The sequence below is a fragment of the Paeniglutamicibacter sp. NPDC091659 genome, from assembly GCF_044756805.1.
GTDB lineage: Bacteria > Actinomycetota > Actinomycetes > Actinomycetales > Micrococcaceae > Paeniglutamicibacter.
The window spans coordinates 218,944-239,345 of the sequence record NZ_JBIVTO010000007.1 but is presented as its reverse complement, the minus strand read 5'-3'; the positions used below and the strand labels follow the sequence as shown (position 1 = coordinate 239,345).

Here is a 20,402-nt window from a genome sequence, read left to right as displayed (position 1 = left end):
CGCTGCTGGGGCTGCGGTACAGAAAACAACTGCCTTGGGGGCACAATGCAACAAGTGGATCTTGTGGGTGTGGTCGTTGATCTTCTTCACCTTGAAGACGCGTTGAATCGCGTGACGGAACGCGCCAACGCACCCATCCAGGATGGCCAGGCAATTCGTCGTCCGCTTTCGGTCGTGTCGGCCAATCTGGACCATATCGCGCAGTTCGGTCGCCAAGGGCGATGGTACGACACCTTGGACTACGCCCTGGGGCTCCCCGAGTCCCGCTCAAGTTCAACCTTCCAGCACGGAACCGGCAACGAGGATTGGCTCGTCCTTCTTGATGGCGCGCCGCTGGTGGCCGAGGCTACTCGCCTCACCGGAGAGCCATGGCCCCGCCTGGCCGGAAGCGACATCATCGGTCCGCTCCTGGACCGCGCAGAAGCCGAAGGCCTCACCGTCGGCTTCCTGGGTGGTTCATATGTGGTCCAGCGGATTCTCTCGCGCACGGTCACGCGCAACCGCCCAAACCTGAAGGTCAGTGGCTATTGGGCACCGGACCGAAAAGATCTCGTTGACCATGAGTCTTCGGTTCGACTCGCCGAATCGATCAGGGCGTCTCGCACCCAAATACTGGTCGTTGGGCTCGGCAAACCACGCCAAGAACTGTGGATGGCCAAGTACGGACCGGCAACCGGGGCAAATGTCCTTTTGGCGTTCGGCGCGGTCGTGGATTTTCTGGCCGGCAGCGTCCAACGCGCACCTGACTGGGCCAGCGACAACGGTTTGGAATGGGCATGGCGGCTGGCCCTCGAGCCCCGCCGGTTGGCACGCCGGTACCTCGTCGACGATCCCCCGAGCCTGATTCGACTCAGGCGGGAAAGCCGACTGGTTTCTTCGGCTACTCCGGCTGGTGTCGCAAACCCGTCCGAGCGCCACCCGCTGTCTGCCGGCGGGGCCGAAACCATCTCGCCTCGTTCAGAAGAAGGCGCAGGTACGGAAAACAGCTTCATCCCCGCCGGCCGGCATGCCGATGTCACAGTGCTTGCGGTGACATACAACAACGCGGACACGGTTGAGGACCTGATTTCCAGCTTGCGTGTCCAAACCCGCGGGCTGTCGCTGCGCGTGGTTGTTGCCGACAACGGTTCACGTGATTCGACCGTTGAGCTGCTTGCCCGGCACCCCGACGTCATGACCGTCCGAACCGGGGGAAACCTTGGCTATGCCGGCGGCATCAACGCCGTCATGCGCCATGCCGATGACAGCGAGGCGGTGCTGGTGCTCAATCCCGATCTTCGGGTCGAGCCCGGCGCGATCGGCCTTCTACTGGACCGCATGCGCCGTTCCGGTGCGGGCATTGTGGTGCCGCGCCTTTTGGAATCCGACGGATCCACCTACATGTCACTGCGCCGGGAGCCAAGTATCGCGACCGCCGTCGGCGACGCACTCTTCGGAGCCAGGTTCACGGGCCGCCCCGGCTGGGCATCGGAGCTCGATTACGACGCGGAAAGCTACCAGCACCCGCACCGGATCGATTGGGCAACAGGTGCCGCGCTCTTGATCCGAGGATCACTGGCCAAGAGACTCGGCTCATGGGATGAACAGTTCTTCCTGTACTCGGAAGAGGTGGATTTCTTCCGGCGCGCTCGTGAAGGTGGTGCGAGCATTTGGTACGAGCCTGCATCGCAGATGACACACCACATGGGCGGGTCGGGTTCCTCAACCTCGCTCAATGCGTTGATGGCCATCAACCGCATCCGATACATCCGCAAGTACCACGGCAAGAGCTACGCTTCCGGGTTCAGGTCAGCGGTGCTGCTCGCCGAATTGCTGCGGTCGTACAAACCAAGCCGTCGAGGGATCTTCAAGACCGTCCTGGACGAAGACAGCTGGAGCGATCTGCCACGGCCAAGTGGCGGCCCGCAGTCGCCGGACTCACTGGAAACCTTCCCCTCCGGAACAGTCATCATTCCTGCCCACAACGAGGAAGCAGTGATTGCCCGAACGCTACGACACCTTGCCGGATTGGCTGCATCGGGAGCGGTGGAAGTCATCGTTGCCTGCAACGGATGCACGGACCACACGGCGAAGATCGCAGCTTCGTTCCCCGGGGTCAAGGTGTTGGAAGTAGGAGCTGCTTCGAAGGTTGCGGCGCTAAATGCCGCCGACGAGGCAGCCTCACGTTGGCCAAGAATTTACCTTGATGCGGATATCGAGATGACTCCAACGGCAGTCCAGATGGTCTTTGATCGGCTCACGCACAGTGACGTGTTGGCGGCCCGCCCGGCATTCGAATACGACCATTCGCAGGCTTCACCCCCGGTGCGGGCGTTTTACCGTGCCCGTCGCCGCATTCCATCAACGAACGAAGCCCTATGGGGAGCCGGCGTCTACGGCCTCACCGAGGCAGGGCACGCCAGATTCGGTGAGTTCCCGCCGCTGACCGCCGACGATCTCTTTGTCGATCAACAATTTGAGACTTGGGAGAAGGCAATACTAAACACCCCCCCGGTTCGCGTGGTCACCCCTCGCACCGTTGCGAGCTTGTTTGCTGTTTTGCAGCGCCACTACCGAGGACAAGCCGAATTCGTCGAAAAGGCTGCGAAGCTTTCCAGTGCGGCACCAATTCCTACGGGGTTGCATGGCAGGGGAGGAACCGGTTCGCGTCGCACGGCCCGTGAGTTGCTCGGATCGATCCGGGGGCCCGGGAGCGCCCTTGATGCCGCCGCCTACGCATCATTCGTGGTTCGTGCCAGACTCCGCCAGAAAGGGATAGCGGCGTGTTCCGGCAACTACAAGTGGGAACGCGACAACAGCAGCCGCGCCTAAGGCGTTTCTTCCTAGGCGGTGCCCCACCCATCGCGGAGCCGCAGCAAGTTGGCGGAGCGCTTCTTCGTCGGAGCTGTACGAGACCGTGCTCCCCGTTCGAAGGAGAACGCAAGAGTCCGTGTTTCGATTCTGGGCGTGCGAGTGGTTTCGGAACAACGCTCATTGCCGGCCAGCCGGAGCCGGGAGCCATCTGGCTACCGCGAGCCCACATACGCGAGTCTCAAGAGTGCGGTACTGTTCCCGGATTTCGTGCCCAGACCCCAGCGCGATCACAGGTGGAGCCGGTTCCCAATGACAGAGACATGGGTCTTCTCCACACACCAGACTTCCCGTTTCTCCTACCTGGGGTTGGTCGTCTTCTTGGTCTTCGATCGTTGATTTCGCAGCTTCCGGATTTGGCGTAGAACACGATCAAAAATGATCGCGCCCGAAACTGCGATTGCCACCCCGAGGACCCCGATTACAGCCAATGCATATTTGGTTCGCACAGCAATGTACGTCACTGAGGGTTCCGTAGGACTACGTTCAGTTGAAATCTGGGATTTCTTCCAGACACCGATTTCATTTTGCGGTTTCTGCGCCAACGCGGCGATTTCTTCTGTGATTGTCTCCGCAGTGGCGAGTACTGCGTCTGCGTTGCCTTTGACGATTTCAACGGTAATGGTTGGCCTATTGAAGTTCGTTTGCCATTGGCCACCGGCGCTTGGCAAGTACACCGCAACAGCATCCCGTAGCCCCGTTCCAAAGAGCGGGGCACGTGTAGGGATGATCGGCGCGTTTGGATGTCGCCCCTCATACATCCTCTGTATGAGAGCGGCATAGTGGACCGTGGATGACGCTTCGGTCCGCAGGGCGTTGTCTTTCGTTGCGCCAGCCGGTGCCTGAAATTCGATGTTGAATTTGCTGTAGTACACGCCTGGGACGTCCCTCGCCAGCTGAGCGGCGGGGAGGACCAAAGCAAACAACAGGGCGACGATGTACCAGCGCCGCTTGAGCGTGCCGCCGACCCTGCCAAGGCGTAGTCGTTCGTCGGGTCCTTCTCCGAGGCTTTCCGGGGTCTCAGAACCGGGCACCACGGTATGGCTGATGTTCCAGTGGGCTCCGCACAATCCGACCATGAAAAAGAGCATTCCAACCGATTGCGGGAAGTGGAAGGAATCAAAGAAAGCGCAAAGCAATGCGCCAGCCAAGACCGCGCCGCACAGAGCAGGACCCAACGCACCGATGAGCGGGTCTGGTCCACGTCGGTTCATGAACGTGGTCAGCATCGCTGTGGCAATTAGCCCAAGGAATGCGACGAGACCGATGATGCCGATCTCAATCAAGAGACCAATGTACTCGTTGTCAAAAATCCGATACTCGGGGCTCATTGTGCCCAGCCCGCGGCCAAAGAATGGTGCTGCGTTCACGTACCCCCCGACTACCGCGAAACTGTCGGTTCTGGAATCAACACTTGAATCGGATCCGGAGAACATTCCGATAATCGTTCCGCTGAGGCCGGGAACCAAGAAGTACATGACCACGCCACCACCAAGGCCGGCCCATGTGGCCATCAGACGCACTTTTCTGTCCCATGTCGGCACCAAAACAATAAGCACCGCCACGATCCCGATCAATGCAGATCTGGTAACCGATAGAAAAGCAGCCATAAAAATGGCTACGACCGGGAACCATCGCGAAAACAAGGCACGCTTGGTTTCACGAATAGCCAGGGTGATCGCGATCGGAAGGATCATTGAGAGTACCGCTGCGTATTCCAAGGCATGACGAGCCGTAGATTCAGGGCGAACGAATCCACCTCGCGTATCGACACCTCCAGTTCCGCCGGACGACAAACCTGGAATGGAAATCGAATCCACAATATTCGCGCCCGCGAAGAACTGCGCCAGTCCAAGAAGCGCATAGCATCCGCCGAAAAATGCGGCTCTCCTGAGCAGGACAAGGAATCTGTCACGGTCAGATATTCCATCGCTCGTTACCAGTAGCACACCGGCGAAGGAAGCAACATTGATCAGGTTCATGTTGGAGGCGTTGCCATCGATAAACGGCAAGGTACGAAGTGCAGCCATCACGTAGCTGACAAGGACGCAACCTAGGAGAACAAACATCATGATGCGCACTGGTTGTACGCGCCGAATTTTATTGGGCCTGAGCTGCCACACGTTGTGCCATACCCACCAAAGAAGCATCAACAAGGCGAAGAGGGAGGACACCGATCCGGCAGCGCCCAGGGCTGCAATGCCACGGTCGGAAGGGATGGCTAGAAGGAGAAAGAGATAGATCGACAGAACCGAGGTGGCATCAGGTGCTTGGGCTTTTCGTGGCGCAACGGGTGCTTCAGCCTCCAGAATCGTCACGATGACGCTCAGGTTCCGACATCGGCGGTTGGTGATTCAACGGCGCTGGCATCTGTCGGCAGAGCGGCATGTCGGGTTCGTCGGTGTTGCTTGGACCCGAACTTTCCATCCAGGGTTTCCTCGACGTTGTCATCATCAACTGGCAGCAGTCCGGTGAACGTCCCAGCGGCCATCTTTTTGGCTTCCCGCTTGGACTTGCGTCGGTTGAGCAAGCGGTCAAGAAGTCCGGTGACAAGCAATGAAGCACTCGCGCCACCTGCCGCCACGATCATGGTCATCTGAAGCTGCTTTTTTGTGACCTTGGTCGGCTCATTGTCGGTGGAAAGCTCCAGCACGGAAATCATCGACTTGTCAGGAACTTTAAGTTCGGTCTGCATTGCCGAGAGTGTCTTGGGCACGAGTGCAACCGCGCCCTTGAGCAATTCCATGGTGTCGTTGGCGTCATTTGCCGATACCTGGATTGAGACGATCGGCCCGGAAGTCGTCGCGTCCTTGGCAATCGATATTTCGGCACCCGGATACTTGTCTATCAATGCCGCAGATTCCGACGGGGACGCCACCTTTACTTGAAGCACTCCCAAAGCCTGATCCAAACCACCGAGATACAGGTAAGGGTTGTCACCGACGGTCACCGCAACTTTGGGTGGAATAAGCACCATGCTGGCCTTTGCCTCGAACGTCGGCGAGACCATTCCGAAAACCAGATAGGTAACCACACTGGTCAGTAGCAGGCCGGCCAACAGAAAATACCAACGTCTTAGACTGCTTAGAATCAGGTCACGCACAAACATCAGTTAGCCCCCCAGCTCAGTGCCGTCACTTGGCTTCACTTTAACTTGGTTGCTTTGCAGATGCACTGCTTTTTGCTATTCACTTCCTAAAGCTGCCGAGCGTTGAGACGGAAACCTTGACTTGTTCCAAGGTTTTTTTGCCCCCGACGTGGAGAACGAGTTTCTTGGCAGTTTCTCGAACCGACTCCCGAAGCCAACGGAGGGGCGCCTGAACGTACATTTCGCCGAGCATTTCCAGCTTTTTCGGTTCGGCGATTTCCTTGAGCCCGCCAACAAAATCCGTCCGATAATTACTCGCCGGCACCCTCCTGCCACGAACACGGTTGCTGACGTTTCCTGAATGGATCACTTGAAGCCAACCTGGCCCACCATCGAGTTCGGCTACTGGCATGTGATTTCCCAGCAGGTTATGCCAGTCCGTCCAGCATGTCTTTGGTTCTTGCCAGGTTTCGCTGACCGAACAAAATGCATTATCTGGATCATGGCGCAGGTAGAGCCTGTCGCCTTGTTGAATCAACCCGGCAGGAAAATAGCGAGCGGTCCGGGTGCCGTCGACAACGGAATCTTGAAGCCGTTCAACAAAATCGAGGGCAACCCCATCGTCATTGTCGAGATTGGTTGTGAGCAGAACATCCGATTCACCGGCCCCGGTGCTTCGGATATCTTCAATGAGCTCCTCTGGCGATACCGCGTCTCGGTAAAACACGAAGAAATCACCCGAAGCACTCAACTCCGATATGCGGTTCTTAAGCCACCCCGGAGATTGCGTGTCAAAGTAGACGATCCATGAGAAGTCTTGGCGTGTCTGGAGCTTAACGCTAGGAAGGCAGTACTTCTCGAACAAGACTTGCCTATCCCGCAACCACCCTTCTTGGGCCCGCACCAGGCTCTCCACTCCGGCGGTAGGGAGGTTGAAACGTGTCAGGATGACATGGTCAATGCTGGGTTTCATAGTTTCACCTTGTAGATGTGATAGACGGATTCTTGATTGAAATCATCAGAGAAGCTTCCCGACGAGTCGACATTCAGGTTTCTGGATTCAAAGAGAACCTCAACCTCCCGCCCGGCGATCTGCTCCGGAAGCGCTAGTTTCCTTTGGCCAGGCTGGCTGTCTGCAGCGATCATAGAGAAGACGTATGCGTAACCATTACTGACCTTCAGCATGGTGTCCAGACCCTCACCAAAGTTAAACCGGAGACTTTGCGTATTGATCACCGGCGCTAGTTCATGAATCTGCTTGTTCACGTTCCGAATGGCAGCCACTTGGGCCGAGCCGCAGAAATTGGGTTGAACTTGATCAAGTCGAAACACGTTGCCCGCCTGGCACGGGCCTGCAAGACTTTGGTTGAAATACAGGATCCCTCGTGCCTCGTGAATGATGGAGTTCATGACCGCTCCGCGGACTTGATCCGGCCGGATATAGGCGGAGAAGCCAGCCTCGGCGTCCGCTCCCCCCATGTTTTCGATGAACTGCCAAAGCGGTTGAAGTTTCCCGTCGGCGGCGTCGCGAAGCCTCAGCGAATCCATGGTCTTTCCGTAGCTCGAAGAGCTACGGCATGATTCGCGGCTGACAGGCGACAGCGATACATCGCGGTATGGCTCGTTGGAGCAGTGTGGGATGGTGTACCAGTATTTATCGACGGACACCGCGTCCGTGAAATCATTGACATACTTTTCGGATGCGTCCTTGGGCAAATCGCTCTCATTCACCATGTATGTAAAGTTCGCGTAGGAGAAGAGACCGGCGGGCACTTTCGCCTTGATTGCCTTGAGGTGCTCGCGCCCTTCGACAGGTTCGAATCGACCGTCCACCTCATCATCAAGAATGTAGCCCACCCAACTCTTGGTTTTTGGAGTGAAAGTCTTGTTCAGCGCCCTTCCAATCCAAAAGACTCCCGCGTCATCCAGCAGGGATGCGTCGAGCGTGTCGGCCATGCCGATGTAGGTGTTGATCCCCAGTGCCTTGTCGAATTTGACCTCCTTCTCGTCGGAAACGCCGTTGTACCAAGCAACGATCGGAAAGAAAGACGGGTCGGACCATCCACCGGCCTTCGCCTTGGCGAATTGCTTCCAATAGGCCGGACCTCCCTCCCACGGAACAAGTGGCAGCCCGAGGGCGCCAATCTCTTGTTCCTCCGTCTCCAGGGAACCCTTGGTGACCGAAGCGGTACACGAGGTAAGCAGGAGGGAGAAAACAAACGCGAGTGCGATGCCGGAACGTGCCCGACCGCGCCGTGCTCTTTTCGTCATCCGGCCAAGATTGTTCATGAGTCGTTCCCCGCAATCAGATCCAGGAGCCTACGCGCGCGGGCATCCCAAGTATGGTGGCTCGCAAAGTTTCGACGTTGTTGTGCGTCGGTGTTCTGGTCACCATCGCCAATAGCCGTTCGGACGCTGCTCACAAATTCTTCGGGAGACTGGACCACCTTGATCCATTCACTGTTCAGCCACCGCACGGCGGGTAAATCAGTGGCAATCACGGGTACGCCCGCAGATAGGTAATCCAAGGTCTTGATGGGAAAACTTGCCCTATTGAATTCGTTGTCCGCATAGGGCGTCAACCCAACCGCAAATTCTTCAATTTCCGCCCACAACAAGGACTCTGGCATTTCCCCTCGCCAGAGAACATTTTCCGATTCCAGGAAGCGGTCAAGCCGCGCACTTGTTTCGGCGCTTCGATCGCGCCGAGGTCCGATGACTTCCACCGGTATCCCGCTGTCTGCCAAGGCTTCGAGGTAGTCCATGTCGATACGCTCATTCAGCTGACCAATAAGGCCAGCGACAGGACGACGAACAACTTCTTTCTCCGACGTTTGCGGAAGATGCGCCGCGCATCCGTTGGGGAGAACCACAACCCGTTTTTGGCTCTGTTGTTCAACCCTGTCGGCGAGATAGGGCGAGACTGCACAAACCACATCCGCGTCAGCGAGGTTCCTTGCGAGGGTGCTTTGTACCGCCGCCCGTGATAGTCCCATGAGTTCCGCGCCGGCTACCCAATCGTCCGTCACGTGCAAGATATTCTTCCCCGATACCGAATGAGGGAATCGTTCGCGAGGTGAGAGCACGATCTTCGCAATCGATTCGGCGTTCAGCTCGGCGAGCGCCAGGCGAATTGCACGGGCCTGGAGCCGAGTTGCCACGGATCGAATGAACGCCCTGGTGAATCCCGGGGGAACCAGCACTCTGAGGCACAAAAGATCCGGTCGAAGTCCATCGATGGCGTATCCGGGAAACATCGATGGTTTGCCTTCGGATGCGGGCCCCACAATCGGAACGGGCGGATCAACCCACAGGACACGACTTCTTTTGGCCAACGCTTCGGCCAGCCGGTGGTCGGTGCCCCGGGTGTCTTCCCAACGGCTCCCGGCAATCATGACGATTACCTCTGAATTAACGGTGTTCAAGACGCCACCTCGGATTCGCTTGTGGTGTTGAGACTGACAACTGGCGATGCGTTGAAATCATCACGCCGCAACCTTCCACGGGCGCGTTCCGCCAACCGCCGGAGGTTGTATGCGACAAATGCGAGCAATGAGCTGCCCATCGAACGCATGTAACCCGTGACGGTCGTTTCCTGGGTCAAGGCTTCGCGGTAGAACTGGACTTGTCGTTCGGCAGCGGCTTGCAGCGAAAACCTCGCAACCAACGTCACCCGAGAGAACTTTCCGAGCTCAAGACGCCGTTCCCTGTCGTTCAGCAGCCCCGAGAGTTCTTCAAACAACCGCTCTTCCCCCGGCTTGGCACCGATGCCGACGCCGACGCCGTACCAGCCTTGCCACAAAAAGGTGTGCAGGGATTCCGCGCTCAATGTCTGCCAGAATCCGTTTTCACCCTGCACGATCAACGGTTTTTGAAATGCCATCGCGCGCAAGGCCGATCCACCCATGCCCAACACCACGTCGGCAATTAGATAGGCAGGACGCGGATCATCCAGCTGGCCCGTGAGAATAACCCGTTTCGCGCCCATTCTGCGGTTGGCCGCTTCCGCTGCCTCATGTACTTCCTGACGGGCGGGGCCGTCTCCGGCAATGAGCAACTGAACCGGCTGTGCCAGGTTGCGACGCTCTATGACGGAGATCGCGGCGAGAATCCCCTCAAGCTTCATTTCGTGGGCCAACCTGGAAATGATCGAAATGACCGGCAACGCTGGATCAATGCCCCATTGCACAGCAAACGAATCGGTTCCAACGTCAATTCCTGGCGAATTCAGCTCAGTGTCCACGGGCGGTTCCATGAGGCCCACCATCGCCCTGTTGTTGTCTCTCTCCATGGATGCAATCTGCTCGGTTCCAACCATGAGCGGAACATGCTTTGGGATGAACGGGGCCACCGACATTGAAAGTACGGTGGAGACCGCTCGGGCTCGCCGCTTGATTCCGACTGCCAGTGTGGCTTCCAAGGCGGGTGGCCATTCGTACCCATGGACTATGTCAATGCCGCGCTCCTCGATGATCTCCCGCAATGTACGTGTCACTGCGGGAGTCGGGCGGAACCGCACTCGGGGCGATTGAATGAATTCCAGCCCCAAGTCGGCCACTCGCTGGGTCAACGAACCCGGTTGGCCAAAAATCACGACGTCGTGACCGAGCTTTTTCACCTCGGCGGCAAGTTCAATGGCGTTGAGCTGGCTGCCGCCCATGTTCATGTCGTGTGGACACACCAGTATTTTCATGACGCAGTCTCCGCATCTTTGCCAAGTTCGCCGATGGATTTCAGTGACCGAAGGTCTTCCCGTCGCAAGTACAACAACAATGCGGTTAGGCCAAGGGCCATGATTCCGGCGGCAGGCAAAGAAATCCAGGGATTCTGCAGCGAGTTGGCCATCATCCATGCAAAACCACCCGAAACGATGCCTGCCACAAACGGGAGGCTCAGACGGCTGAGCACCGCCACGATGCCGACTCCGATACGACGCAGCTGCCATAGGTACAGCGGCAGCACCACCAAGGCACTGACCGCCGTTTGTGCCATCGCGATCCCCGCCAGCCCACCGATACGGGCACCCAGCGCGAGTGCCGGAATCAAGACGACCAAGCTGCAAACCTGGATCAGGAACACCACGCCGGTGCGCCCCAACACGACGATGTAGTCATAGGTGAGTTCGCTGAAGACCCTGCAGAGTGCCGCAATGACAAGCCACGACAGGGCAACGGCTGCCGGCAGCCAGATCTCCCCGTAGACCAGCCGGACCAGCGGCCGTGCCGCACTGGCGATCGCGAAGAATGCCGGAACCGTCGCGGCTCCCACTACTCCAAAGAGTGCCAGTACGGATTGCCGCATTCGATGCGGGTCGTCCTGGACGGCCGCGAACGCAGCCGGGGCGACGCGCCTCAACGGCTGCGACACGATGCTTACCGGCCAGCTGGAGAGATTGAAAGCGAGCACATAGAACCCAAGGACAGTCGCTCCCAAGATGGCGCCTGCCGTCAGCTGGTCCGCATATCCGACCGCGAACACAATGATGCTTGTTCCCGCCAGGGGAAGTCCGAACTTCATGAGGGGAAGGGAGTGTTCCCGGGACCACCCAAACCGGTACGGCAGCGGAGATGCCTTGATGAAGAGGAGCCCCGAGAGCGTGCTTCCCGCCAGCCGGCCGATGGCAAGTGCCATGGCGCCCATGCCTGTCAGTGCCAGCGCCAACGACACCAGTGCTCCCACCCATACGTTGACCTGGTCGATCCCCATTCTCGTACGCTCGCGGAAATCCCGTTGCAGGAGCGCCGCGGGGCTGGCCACCGCGCCGTTGATCAGGACGCTGAGAATCAGCAGACGCACCACGTCCGTCGCCTGCGGATTTCCCATGAGCGCGGTGAACGTCGGCGCCCCGACCCAAGCCAGCACGCAAACGATCGCACTGGACACCAGCGAAATGGTATTGACGGTGGGGGCGATTTGGGCAGGATCGCCGAGCCATCGGACGATCGCCAGGCTGACGCCCAGTTCGTTGAAACTCAACACGGCCATCAGCGCCACCAGTGCGACGGCAAAGGTACCGAACTGGTCCGGGCCCAGGACGCGTGCCAGTACGATCCCGATCCCCAGCGTCGCGAATCGCGAGGCGACGGTATTGAGCAGGCTCCAGCCAAAGGCGCTTGAGGCGCCGGAATCGGATCTCGATTTCCGGCGCTCGTTGGTGGTCGTCATTCCTGGCTCAATGCCTTGGCCAGCTCGTCGACCACGTATTGCTGCGCATCGGCGGCAATGTGCGGGTAGAGCGGCAGCGAAAGGATCTGCGTGGCCGCAAGTTCGGCCACGGGGAAGGAACCCGGTCCGTAGCCCAGGTGCGCAAAGGCTTTAGTCAGGTGCAGCGGATACGGGTAATGGATGCCCGCGCCGATTCCCGCCTCGTTCAGCGACTTCAGCACCCGGTCGCGTTCGGCAACGCGGATGACGTACAGGTGCCACACATCCTCGTTGCCGGGTGCGCTGCGTGGAACGAGCACCCCGGCGACATCCGCAAGCAGTTCGCCGTACCTGCTGGCTGCCGCCCGCCGCTGGTCGTTCCAGCCCGCAAGCCGCTTCAGCTTGGCGTTGAGGACCACTGCCTGGACGGTGTCCATGCGGGCGTTGAACCCCACCACGTCGTGCTCGTACTTGATGGCACTGCCATGGGCACCGAGCACCCGCACGCGTTCGGCGAGCGCATCATCGTTGGTGATGACACCGCCCGCGTCACCTGCAGCACCAAGGTTCTTGCCCGGGTAGAAGCTGGTTCCCGCCGCGATGCCGATGGTTCCGGCCGCCCTGCCGTGGCGTGTTGCCCCCTGGGACTGTGCCGCATCTTCGATGATGGCCAGCCCGTGAGCCGCCGCCAGCGGTTCGAGTTGCTCGATGAAGGCGCTTTGGCCGTAGAGATGCACCGGCATGATGGCCCGGGTGCGCCCGGTGACGGCTACGGCAACCGCGTCAGGGTCGATCAGCAGGTATTCGGGATCCACATCCACCAGCACGGGTACGGCCCCGACCCGGCAGACCGCCTCCGCGGTGGCGATGAAGGTGTTGGCTGGCAGGATGACCTCGTCGCCGGTGCCGATTCCGGCGCCCCGCAGTGCCAGCTCAAGCGCGTCGGTGCCGTTGCTGGCCCCGATGCAATGACGTGCCCCCAGGAATGCCGCGTAGGAGCGCTCGAACTCAGCGACCTGCCGCCCGCCGATGAAGGAGGTGCTGGCGAAGACTTCCGCCAGACCCGCCCTGACCTCCTCGTCGATCTCGGCTTGTTGGGCGCCCAGGTCGACGAGCGGGACGTTGCGTGTGGTGATGTCGATGTTCATAGCTCTACCCCGCTGTGGCTCCATTTTTCACGTTCGGTCAGTGCACCGCTTTTCATCACGGTGCGGAATCTCGACACCTCGACCGCTGACCGCAGCAAGGAAGCCGCGCGGGCCGTGAGGGTATCGGTGCCGCGATGCGCCAGCAGGTCGAGGTAGATCGCCACCAGTTCCTTAGCACTTCGATCCAGGCTGTAGCGCTTCTCAACCAGCGTCCGGCCAAAGGCACCGAGCCGCTCCCGGAGTTCCGGTTGCGCGACGAGGGTTTCCAGCTCGCGTTCCAGGTCCGCGATTCCTTGTCCCTTGTAGCCGAACCAGCCGCGTTGCAGGAATCCCTCGGCGTTGCCTTCATCGAGGGTCTTCCAGAATCCTGCTTCGCCCTGGACAACCAGTGCCTTGGAAAACGCCATGGCCTTGATCGCGGAGGCGCCCATGCCCAGCACGATGTCCGCGGCCTCGTAGGCCGGCCGCGGGTCGTTCAGGTACCCCAGCACTTCCACCACGGTTCCTTGGTGTCGCTCGTTGACCGCCCGGGCGCGTTCCCGGACCTGGGACAGGCCCGGCCCGCCCCCGGCAATGAGCAGGTGCAGCGGATGAGAATCAGCCATCCTGTCGACCAGGGCAATGGCGCTCAGGACTCCCTGCAGCTTTTCCAGCTCGGTGCCCAGCTTCGTGGCGATCGAGATGACGATCCGGTCGTCCCCGAGGCCCAGGCCCGCACGCGCCGCGGCCGGATCGGTCGCCTTGTTCAGTTCCATGTCCACCGGCGGCTCCAGCAGGAACGCCGTGCGGTGCTGCCAGGCAAGTTCCGCGGCCAGTGCCGGGGTGCCGACGGTGAGGGGCAGGTGCCGCGGCAGGAACTCCGGGACCTGCATCGACATGACCGAGGCGAGGAGCGGGATCCTGCCGCGCACGCTCGGGGAGAAACTCGCATCCAGCGTGGATTCCCACTCGTAGGTGTGGATGAGGTCGATGTCCGTGTCCTCGAGCAGCCGCCCCAGGGACTTGCGCCACTCCTTGTGGTTCGCCGGAACGGGCGAGGACACGTACGGAATCCCCAGGGACCGGACCTTGTCCGTCAGCACCCCTTCCGGGGCATGGATCACGACCTCGTGCCCCAGGGCCCTGACCTTGTCCGCCAGCTCGATCGCGTTGAGCTGGGAACCGCCGAGGTTCATGTCATGCGGACAAACTAGTATCTTCATCGTGATCGTTCCCCCAAGAGCTTCCGGCTGCACGTTGTGCGGCCATGCTTGAATGATCGGACTGTGATTGTTTCGGTGAAGTTTGATCCGACGAGGCGTGTTCCAGCGCGCGGGCGGGGTTCCCCGCCCACACGCTGTTGGCCGGTTGGTTCACGAGCAGCACCGCACCCATGCCCAGCGTGGCGCCTTCCCCCACGCTGAGGCCCTGGCGGACGCTGGCGTTCATCCCCACGTAGGCGGTCGGACCGATGACGGTGTTGCCCCCAAGAACGACACCGGCAGCCAGCGTTGCGTAGTCCCCCACCGCGTTGTCATGCGTCAGGACCACCCGCGGCATCAGCACCGCGTGTTTTCCGACCGACACGTCGCAGGTCAGGACGCAGCCGGACAGGATGATGCTGCCCGGCCCCACCGAGGCATTGCTGCCGATGTCGGCGGTGCCGCTGACATGCGTGGCATAGCGCCCGGGTCCCACCCCGAGTGCCGCCAAACGCCGGACGATTCGTTCCCGGGCCCTCCCCGGGCCCGCGCACACCAGGAGCATTTCGCTGCGCTGCGCGGCCAGCTCGATCCCGCCGAGCACCGGCACCCCGGCGACCTTTCCGCCCCACAGGCTTGCCGAGTCGTCGAGCATGCCCGCGACCTGGTGGTCGCCGGTGGCGAGGATCGACGATGCGGCCTCGCGCGCCAGTCCCCCGGCGGCGAGCAGCAGCACCCGTGCCATGCCCTTCAGCCCCGCGGGTTCGCCAACGCGTGGATCACGCGTCGTTGGTCGTGGTCGCTGAGCAGGTGGTAGAGCGGCAGGATCAGCGTCGAGTCGGTCAGCCGTTCGGTAACGGGCAGACTGCCGGCCGCGACATGCGCGTATGCGGGTTGCCGGTGGGCAGCCATGATGCCCCGCCTGGCCGAAATACCCATGTTGCCCAGGTGCTCCAGCAGTGCCTCGCGGCCCAGCGGATAGTCGGGCAGGACCTCGATCCAGCAGGACTGGAAGTTCGAGGTACCGTGCTCCGGGTCCGCGACCAGGCGCAGCCCCGGAATCCCGGCGAGCGCCGTGCGGTACTTCTCCGCGAGCAGGCGGCGCCGGTCGACCATTTCATCGAGCTTGCCCAACTGCACCAGGCCCATGGCCGCCTGCAGGTCGGTCATGCGGAAGTTGTAGCCGACCTCGGCGTAGCTTTCCGCCGGCGCCACGAGCGCCGAGTGGCGGTCCGCCGCGGAGACGCCCATGGCATGTTCGCGCAGGGTCCGCGCGCGCCGCGCCCACTGTTCGTTGTTGGTGGTGAGCATCCCGCCCTCGCCGGTGGTGAGCACCTTGCGCGGGTGGAAGGACCAGACGCTGACATCGGCACCGCGCCCCACGGGTTCTCCCCGGTACGTCGAGCCGGCCGCACATGCCGCATCCTCGATGAGCAGCAGGCCGTGCAGGTCGCACCACCGGCGGATGGGAGACAAGTCGACCGGCATGCCGCCCTGGTCGACGACGATGACGGCGCTCGTGGCCACCGTGAGCGCGCGGTCCAGCGTTTCCGCCGTGACGTTGCCTGTGGCCTCGTCGACGTCGGCAAAGACCGGGCGGGCCCCCACATACGTGGGCGCGTTCGCGGTGGCGATGAACGAGAAGGACGGGACGATCACGTCGTCCCCGGGCTTGACCCCCGCCACGATCAGCGCGAGGTGCAGCGCCGTCGTGCAGCTGGAGGTGGCGACGGCATGATCGACCTTTTGGTGTGCGGCAAAGGCGGCCTCGAAGGCAGCCGTCTTCGGGCCCTGCGCCACCCAGCCGGAGGCGATGACCTCGGCCAGTGCGCGTGATTCGTCCGCGCCCAGCCAGGGATTCATGACGTTGATGCGGTCGAGTGCTGTCTTCGGGATCGACACTGGACTGGTGCTCATCGGGAACCTGCCCCGCTCTTGGCGGCCAGCAGGCGGCCGGCGGCCACCTCGTCACGCAGCGGTTCCCACCAGGTGACCAGCTTTTTCAAGCCTTCCTCCAAGCCGACCCGCGCAGCGAACCCGAGGTCGCATTGCGCCGCCGTGGTGTCCGCCAGCCTGCGCGACACGCCGTTGACCGCACGTTCCGGCCCGTGTTCGACGTCGAGCTCCGAACCCATCACCCTGAGCAGGGCCTGCGCCAGGTCAAGAAGGCTGGTCTCGGTGCCGCTGGCGATGTTGTAGGTGCCCTCGGTGACGGGGCCGGCCGCGGCCAGCAGGTTGGCGCGGGCGATGTCCTCGGTGAAGACGAAGTCCATGGTCTGGGACCCGTCGCCGAAAATCAGCGGCGGCAGCCCATCGGCGATCCGTTCCATCCAGCGCACCAACACCTCGGTGTAGGCACCGTGGACGTCCATGCGCGGCCCGTACACGTTGAAGTACCGCAGCGCCACATAGTTCATGCCGTACATGGCCCGGAACGAACGAAGCATGCCCTCGTTGAAGGTCTTGGCGGCCCCGTAGAACGTGTCGTTGTTGTACGGGTGGTGCGACTCGTCCGTCGGAAATGCCTCGGCCTGTCCGTAGACCGAGGCGCTGGAGGCCGCGACCACCTTGGGTATCCCCGCCGCGGCAGCCGCCTCCAGCACGTTGAACGTCCCGTCGACCAGGACCTCCAAGGCCAGACGCGGTTCCTCGGCGCATTGGGTGATTCGTATGGCGGCCTGGTGGAAGACCACGTCCTTTCCCCGGACGAGTTCGGCCACCAGCCTGCGGTCTGCCAGGTCGCCCTCGATCAGGGTGCACCGGCCGCTGTCCAACGCGTTGGCAAGGTTGGCGCGCCGCCCGCGGACCAGGTTGTCCAGCACCTGTACATGCGCGGCTCCCGCATCGAGGAGTTGGTCGACGATTTCCGAGCCGATGGTTCCGGCCCCGCCTGTCACCAGGTAGTGCCCGCCGGCAAGCGCGGTCGGGATGCTGCCCCGCCCGCCGTAAGTGTTTTCCTGCATGATGCCCCCAAGTTTTGTTTGTACGTGCCTGTGTTACTTCGCTACTTCCAAACGCATTTCGTCCCCCAAGACGCGTGCGCGGCGGCCTCCCTTTTCCAGGCTCCTGCTGGTGGCCTCCAGGACCGAAAGCACACGCATGGCGGCCCGGCCGTCGGTCGGGGAAGCCACATCGTCCTGGATGCTGGCGTGGAATTGGGAAACCATGCGTGCCAGCGGCTCGAATTCCTCCAGCGCCGGCGACCAGGTGTCTCCCAGCCGGTACGACACCGAGGCATTGCGCCGGTCGCTGCTGTCCCCGTTGATGAGTTCCTGGCCCCTCAGGTCCACGCCGCGGTCATAGACGCTCAGTCGCTGCTGCGGGTTCAAGTCGTCCCACACCAGGGTCCGTTTGGAACCGCCGATGACCATGCTTCGGATCTTGGTGGGACTGAGCCAATTCACATGGATGTGAGCCAACGCCCCTCCGGGAAGCGGCATCGAAAGGTATCCGACACAGGCTTTTCCGGCACCCAGCGGATCCGCGGACTGGGCGGTGACCGTCAGCGGCCGCAACCCGTCGGGAAGGATGAAATCCAGGATCGAAAGGTCGTGCGGCGCAAGGTCCCAGAACACATCGACGTCGGGTTGAACCAGTCCCAGGTTGATTCGGACAGAATCGATGTAGAGGATTTCGCCCAGATCCCCGGACGCGATCAAATCACGGATCTTCAGGACCGCCGGTGTGTAGCAATAGGTGTGGTCGGCCATGAGCACCAGTCCGAGGTCCTCCGCCGTTTCCACCAGTTCCCGTCCGGCGCTGCCACGATCGGCCAAGGGCTTTTCCACGAGCACGTGCTTGCCCGCCGCCATGGCCTGCATGGCGATCGGATGGTGCGTGCGGGCGGGGGTGGCGATGGCCACCGCGTCGATATCGAAGTCCGCCAGCAGTTGCGAGACGCTGGAGACGACTGCCGGGCGACCGACCTTCGCGGCCAATGCCTCGGCACGTTCGGTGTCGAGATCGCAGATGGCAACGAGATCCCAAAGCGAAGACGTCGAGAAGTTCCTTGCCAGGTTCGGTCCCCAATAGCCGGCACCGATCACTGCAACCTTGAGCGGTTGGGTTTGGTTCGGCATCAGTATGCACCTTCCGGTTTGATCATTACCTTCACGGTCCGCCACATGATCATGATGTCCCCTGTGACGGACCAGTTCTCGACGTAGTACAGGTCCAGGCGGATGCTCTCGTCCATGGGCAGGTCATTGCGTCCACGGGTCTGCCAGAGCCCGGTGACACCGGGCTTGATGTACAGACGGCGCACCGTTTCCCTCTCGTACTGGGCGACTTCGCTTGCCAGCGGAGGGCGCGGGCCCACCAAGGACATGTCGCCCTTCAGCACGTTGAGCAGCTGGGGAAGTTCGTCCAGCGAGTACTTTCGCATCCACCGGCCGACATGGGTGACGCGGGGATCGTTCTTGAGCTTGAACAGGTGCCCGTGGCCCTCGTTTTGGTCCTTCAGGGCTTCGAGCCGTGCTTCGGCGTCAACCACCATGGAGCGGAACTTGTACATCTTGAAGGGCTCTCCGCTGCGGCCGACGCGCTGCTGCGCAAAGAAGACCGGTCCGGGGCTGTCTTTCTTGACGATGATCGCCAGGGCGGCAAACACGGGGAGCAACACAAGCAGCGCCACAGTCGATAGGAGGATGTCCATCATGCGCTTGACCACGTGGTGTCCCCCGTCAAAGTTTGGAAGGTCCACGTGCATCAGGGGCAGACCCTCGACGGGCCGCATCCTGATACGGGGTCCGGCAACGTTGGTCAGGCTCGAGACCAGGATGATTTGCGTCCGGGATTCCTCCAGGCGCCAGCCCAGGTTCTTGACGGCTTCGCTTCCATCGCGCAGGCTGCCGGCAACGATGACTGCATCGGCACCGGTGCTGGCAACAACGTTCTCCAGGGTCTGTAGCCCTGCCCGCTGTGGATACGGGGCGCCGTGTCCTGGAACGACGTCTTCGTCATAAACGGCGCCCACGACCTTGTATGCGGCACCTGAATGTTGGGACAACCGCTCGGTTACGTAGTGGATGTCGGAACTGCGGCCAACCACCACCACCCGCGAAAGGAAATGTCCCGATACCGAGCTCTGTCGGGTCAGCCAACGGCGCCACAGCCATCGTGCCGACAGCAGCGCGGCCAGTCCCACGGGAAAGACAACGACGAACATCCATCGCGCGTCCAGTGAGCCGGTGAGCACTAGCGCCATGGCGGTCCAGCCGGCCGTGACAACGGTGGCATCTACGACTCGCTTGTATTCCATGGCACCTGCACCGATGCGCTGCGGCGAGCGCGTGCGGTACAGCGCCAACAGGATCATCCAGAAAATCGCCACGTCGACGACTTTAATCATGGTCTCCGGTGTCCTGCCCGGCAACGCAAGTGCGCCGGCGGAACAAACGACCACAATGATCGACAAGTCCGTGGCGGCCAACTTCCAGGTAAACCTGCGACGCCACTCCCTGGCAGGAGCATGAACGGTGGTCTTGGCTGTGCGGGCTTGCGAGTTGCGCCGCACTGGCCACCATCGTGACGTTGCATCGAATGAATCATTGATGTCGGTCATTTGCTGAAACTTTCGCAATAACCCGGTCCTGAAAAAACGACCGGTGCATGCGAACGCAATGCAGTAATCATCGTTCCCCAAATCCCCAAGTAGTGTTGCTTACCTGCCGTCGGCTTCCCATGCCGACCTGTTGCGAGCCTAGTTCTGCCGAAAGTGGGGTACACGCGTAACCACATACTCGATTCGCCACCGCGCCTACATAGGTAGTCGACCACAAGCACTCGTCTATCCGGGTACTGTGGCTCAAAGTGGCCGCGAGGACATTGCCTCGGCTTTGTGAGGGAAATTCGGTGGCGTTTTGTCGGGAAACGATCCGACCGTTGGGTTGCGATCGTTGGAGCGAGTATCCCAGGGGAGTCTCGGTCGGTGGCGGGGTGTATGAATACGCCATATACGCGAACCCGGAAGGAGCCGGCGGCTGCTGGGGG

The 20,402-nt window shown here is 61.2% G+C and carries 15 protein-coding genes; 1 reads left to right on the top strand and 14 read right to left on the bottom strand.

What is annotated here, in order from left to right:
• The first annotated feature begins 54 nt into the window (after positions 1-54).
• Positions 55-2,811, top strand: a complete 2,757-nt coding sequence (locus ACIQLF_RS14525) for a WecB/TagA/CpsF family glycosyltransferase (RefSeq protein WP_400299696.1) — start codon at positions 55-57, stop codon at positions 2,809-2,811.
• Positions 2,812-3,149: 338 nt separating this feature from the next.
• On the opposite strand, the gene ACIQLF_RS14520 is transcribed toward ACIQLF_RS14525, so the two are convergent.
• The 14 genes from ACIQLF_RS14520 to ACIQLF_RS14455 all read right to left on the bottom strand — a co-directional run bounded on the left by ACIQLF_RS14520 (position 3,150) and on the right by ACIQLF_RS14455 (position 19,974).
• Positions 3,150-5,168 (bottom strand): O-antigen ligase family protein, encoded by a 2,019-nt coding sequence (locus tag ACIQLF_RS14520; protein ID WP_400299693.1) that lies wholly within the window; start codon positions 5,166-5,168, stop codon positions 3,150-3,152.
• Between the two features lie 8 nt (positions 5,169-5,176).
• Positions 5,177-5,953 (bottom strand): hypothetical protein, encoded by a 777-nt coding sequence (locus ACIQLF_RS14515; RefSeq protein WP_400299690.1) that lies wholly within the window; start codon positions 5,951-5,953, stop codon positions 5,177-5,179.
• 85 nt (positions 5,954-6,038) lie between these two features.
• The gene (locus tag ACIQLF_RS14510) at positions 6,039-6,911 is read right to left on the bottom strand and encodes a glycosyltransferase (protein WP_400299687.1); all 873 of its coding nucleotides are present in this window, start codon (positions 6,909-6,911) and stop codon (positions 6,039-6,041) included.
• Positions 6,908-8,227 (bottom strand): hypothetical protein, encoded by a 1,320-nt coding sequence (locus tag ACIQLF_RS14505; protein ID WP_400299685.1) that lies wholly within the window; start codon positions 8,225-8,227, stop codon positions 6,908-6,910. The genes ACIQLF_RS14510 and ACIQLF_RS14505 overlap by 4 nt, the downstream gene beginning before the upstream one ends.
• A complete protein-coding gene (locus tag ACIQLF_RS14500) occupies positions 8,224-9,363 on the bottom strand; it encodes a glycosyltransferase (RefSeq protein WP_400299683.1) in 1,140 nt (379 codons plus the stop codon). Before ACIQLF_RS14500 ends, ACIQLF_RS14505 begins: the two co-directional genes overlap by 4 nt.
• A complete protein-coding gene (locus tag ACIQLF_RS14495; RefSeq protein ID WP_400299681.1) occupies positions 9,360-10,631 on the bottom strand; it encodes a glycosyltransferase in 1,272 nt (423 codons plus the stop codon). The genes ACIQLF_RS14500 and ACIQLF_RS14495 overlap by 4 nt, the downstream gene beginning before the upstream one ends.
• Positions 10,628-12,103, bottom strand: a complete 1,476-nt coding sequence (locus ACIQLF_RS14490; RefSeq protein ID WP_400299679.1) for a lipopolysaccharide biosynthesis protein — start codon at positions 12,101-12,103, stop codon at positions 10,628-10,630. Before ACIQLF_RS14490 ends, ACIQLF_RS14495 begins: the two co-directional genes overlap by 4 nt.
• Positions 12,100-13,230 (bottom strand): DegT/DnrJ/EryC1/StrS family aminotransferase, encoded by a 1,131-nt coding sequence (locus tag ACIQLF_RS14485; RefSeq protein WP_400299677.1) that lies wholly within the window; start codon positions 13,228-13,230, stop codon positions 12,100-12,102. Before ACIQLF_RS14485 ends, ACIQLF_RS14490 begins: the two co-directional genes overlap by 4 nt.
• A complete protein-coding gene (locus ACIQLF_RS14480) occupies positions 13,227-14,432 on the bottom strand; it encodes a glycosyltransferase family 4 protein (protein ID WP_400299674.1) in 1,206 nt (401 codons plus the stop codon). The genes ACIQLF_RS14485 and ACIQLF_RS14480 overlap by 4 nt, the downstream gene beginning before the upstream one ends.
• Complete coding sequence (locus ACIQLF_RS14475; RefSeq protein ID WP_400299671.1) at positions 14,407-15,156, bottom strand: NeuD/PglB/VioB family sugar acetyltransferase; 750 nt, start codon at positions 15,154-15,156, stop codon at positions 14,407-14,409. The genes ACIQLF_RS14480 and ACIQLF_RS14475 overlap by 26 nt, the downstream gene beginning before the upstream one ends.
• A 5-nt stretch (positions 15,157-15,161) precedes the next feature.
• A complete protein-coding gene (locus ACIQLF_RS14470) occupies positions 15,162-16,328 on the bottom strand; it encodes a DegT/DnrJ/EryC1/StrS family aminotransferase (protein WP_400299668.1) in 1,167 nt (388 codons plus the stop codon).
• Complete coding sequence (locus ACIQLF_RS14465) at positions 16,325-17,374, bottom strand: NAD-dependent epimerase/dehydratase family protein (protein ID WP_400299665.1); 1,050 nt, start codon at positions 17,372-17,374, stop codon at positions 16,325-16,327. Before ACIQLF_RS14465 ends, ACIQLF_RS14470 begins: the two co-directional genes overlap by 4 nt.
• A 33-nt stretch (positions 17,375-17,407) precedes the next feature.
• Positions 17,408-18,490, bottom strand: coding sequence for a Gfo/Idh/MocA family protein (locus ACIQLF_RS14460; protein WP_400299663.1), 1,083 nt, complete (start codon positions 18,488-18,490; stop codon positions 17,408-17,410).
• Positions 18,490-19,974: a sugar transferase gene (locus ACIQLF_RS14455; protein ID WP_400299660.1), complete on the bottom strand. Its 1,485-nt coding sequence runs from the start codon at positions 19,972-19,974 to the stop codon at positions 18,490-18,492. The genes ACIQLF_RS14460 and ACIQLF_RS14455 overlap by 1 nt, the downstream gene beginning before the upstream one ends.
• Positions 19,975-20,402 lie beyond the last annotated feature (428 nt).

Excerpts from the sequence above, each read along its gene's own strand:
- ACIQLF_RS14480 (WP_400299674.1), bottom strand. The coding sequence starts at position 14,432 with ATGAAGATACTAGTTTGTCCGCATGACATGAACCTCGGCGGTTCCCAG.
- ACIQLF_RS14460 (WP_400299663.1), bottom strand. The coding sequence starts at position 18,490 with ATGCCGAACCAAACCCAACCGCTCAAGGTTGCAGTGATCGGTGCCGGC.
- ACIQLF_RS14470 (WP_400299668.1), bottom strand. The coding sequence starts at position 16,328 with ATGAGCACCAGTCCAGTGTCGATCCCGAAGACAGCACTCGACCGCATC.
- ACIQLF_RS14485 (WP_400299677.1), bottom strand. The coding sequence starts at position 13,230 with ATGAACATCGACATCACCACACGCAACGTCCCGCTCGTCGACCTGGGC.
- ACIQLF_RS14510 (WP_400299687.1), bottom strand. The coding sequence starts at position 6,911 with ATGAAACCCAGCATTGACCATGTCATCCTGACACGTTTCAACCTCCCT.
- ACIQLF_RS14465 (WP_400299665.1), bottom strand. The coding sequence starts at position 17,374 with ATGCAGGAAAACACTTACGGCGGGCGGGGCAGCATCCCGACCGCGCTT.
- ACIQLF_RS14455 (WP_400299660.1), bottom strand. The coding sequence starts at position 19,974 with ATGACCGACATCAATGATTCATTCGATGCAACGTCACGATGGTGGCCA.
- ACIQLF_RS14475 (WP_400299671.1), bottom strand. The coding sequence starts at position 15,156 with ATGGCACGGGTGCTGCTGCTCGCCGCCGGGGGACTGGCGCGCGAGGCC.
- ACIQLF_RS14505 (WP_400299685.1), bottom strand. The coding sequence starts at position 8,227 with ATGAACAATCTTGGCCGGATGACGAAAAGAGCACGGCGCGGTCGGGCA.
- ACIQLF_RS14490 (WP_400299679.1), bottom strand. The coding sequence starts at position 12,103 with ATGACGACCACCAACGAGCGCCGGAAATCGAGATCCGATTCCGGCGCC.
- ACIQLF_RS14495 (WP_400299681.1), bottom strand. The coding sequence starts at position 10,631 with ATGAAAATACTGGTGTGTCCACACGACATGAACATGGGCGGCAGCCAG.